The following is a 1,373-nucleotide window of genomic DNA, read 5'->3' on the forward strand; positions in this document are numbered from 1 at the left end:
GTTTTGATTACTTCCGACGTGGCGCGTTACACGTCGATCGTCTGGCTGACGTAGTTCTCCCAGGTGGCGATCTGGCCAGCCTCTACCATGGCGGCCTGCATCTCGGGGTCGCCGAAGAGCGCCTCCTGGACCTGGCCGTACCGCGTCCAATCCTCGGCTGTGGAAAGCAGGCCGATGGCGTTGGTCGCCGGGCCCCCGATCATGGTCGCCAGCACGGTGACGTTCTCGGCGCCGTGCTTGCGAGCGAGGTCTGTTGTCTTCTTGAGTTGCTTCTGCACCTCGTCCCACTGGACGCCCGGGTTTGGGTGGATAACTACGTACGTGACGATGGTCATGATGGTGCCTCCTGTACCTCGTGGCGGTTAGCCACAAGGTAAGCAAACACCCGAATGCCGCCGCGCGCTAGTGCCAAAGTGCATTGGCTAGCAAACTAGTTGCCGCGTCGGGGCCTGCTCGCGCGCCCCGGGCCTCCGAGGCCGTCTAGGCGGTCATTTTATTGTCTTTGCATCGAATGCAATATTCGTCGTTCTGCCTTTGTGTTTCGTGTATGCCTTCGCATTCAGGGCATTGTTGAATGTATTTATGATTCGGATTCCAGTCCGAATTCATTAATCTTTGCTTTTGTATGAATTTGTTCGCTGAGTCACGAGCTCCGTTAGACAACATTTCAATAGACTTCCCTGGTCAATAGTATATTCTGGTTTTATTCAGGGTTTGCTGGTGGCTTAACAACCCATCCGGTGGGACGGGCTTGGCAGCTCGTGAATCACTAGCATTCGCAGCTACCGCCCGTTCGGGCTAACCAATGACCATTCCCCAAATGCGGCCGGTTAAACCCCGGTGGGGCGCGTAATCAACCCCACCCCCTGGCGATTCACGCTCTGCCCAAGTTGTCGGGTGCCGCGTCCGCCGCGCAAACCTGCTCGCCCGCAACGGGCGCTCGGAGATCTGCGGAAGATTGAAGTAGCCGGCTACTCTAGGCTCGCAGTTTGCCACGCCAGAGGCTGTCTGGGTCCCCTCTAGTGAAAGGTGCCCACGATGACAATCCTCGCAACCACTATCGTCCATCCGAATCCCGGCGTGGCCTGGGACGACGTTCAAAAGCAGCTGAAGCGCGCGAGCGAACTTGCCCGCAAGCATGGCGCGGAGAACGTCACCGTGCTGGCGACCATGATCGGGGGCCCGGCGACCAACGCCATCGGCCTGCTTTCCACAGCCGAGGATTGGACGCGGTACGGCCAGGTCCAGGAGGCGCTCTTCGGCGACCCCGAGATGCAGGCCGCCATGGTAGAGGCTGGCCAGATCGCCACCTGGGAGACATACGTCAGCCAGACCATCGACGTGTAACGCGCCACGTCGGAAGTGAACGGACT

2 protein-coding genes are annotated in these 1,373 nt (G+C 59.3%); one reads left to right on the forward strand and one right to left on the reverse strand.

Annotated features, from left to right (window positions below; genetic code table 11):
- Positions 1-26: 26 nt before the first annotated feature.
- Positions 27-335, reverse strand: a complete 309-nt coding sequence (locus A5686_RS03805) for a hypothetical protein (protein WP_067931293.1) — start codon at positions 333-335, stop codon at positions 27-29.
- 703 nt (positions 336-1,038) lie between these two features.
- On the opposite strand from A5686_RS03805, the gene A5686_RS03810 reads away from it, so the two are divergent.
- Positions 1,039-1,347: a hypothetical protein gene (locus A5686_RS03810; RefSeq protein ID WP_067931295.1), complete on the forward strand. Its 309-nt coding sequence runs from the start codon at positions 1,039-1,041 to the stop codon at positions 1,345-1,347.
- The last annotated feature ends 26 nt before the right edge of the window (positions 1,348-1,373 follow it).

The organism is Mycobacterium sp. E2479 (genome assembly GCF_001667925.1).
Classification (GTDB): domain Bacteria; phylum Actinomycetota; class Actinomycetes; order Mycobacteriales; family Mycobacteriaceae; genus Mycobacterium.

Bases quoted from the DNA above. Each gene is read 5' to 3' on its own strand.
- A5686_RS03805 (WP_067931293.1), bottom strand. From the start codon at position 335: ATGACCATCGTCACGTACGTAGTTATCCACCCAAACCCGGGCGTCCAG.
- A5686_RS03810 (WP_067931295.1), top strand. From the start codon at position 1,039: ATGACAATCCTCGCAACCACTATCGTCCATCCGAATCCCGGCGTGGCC.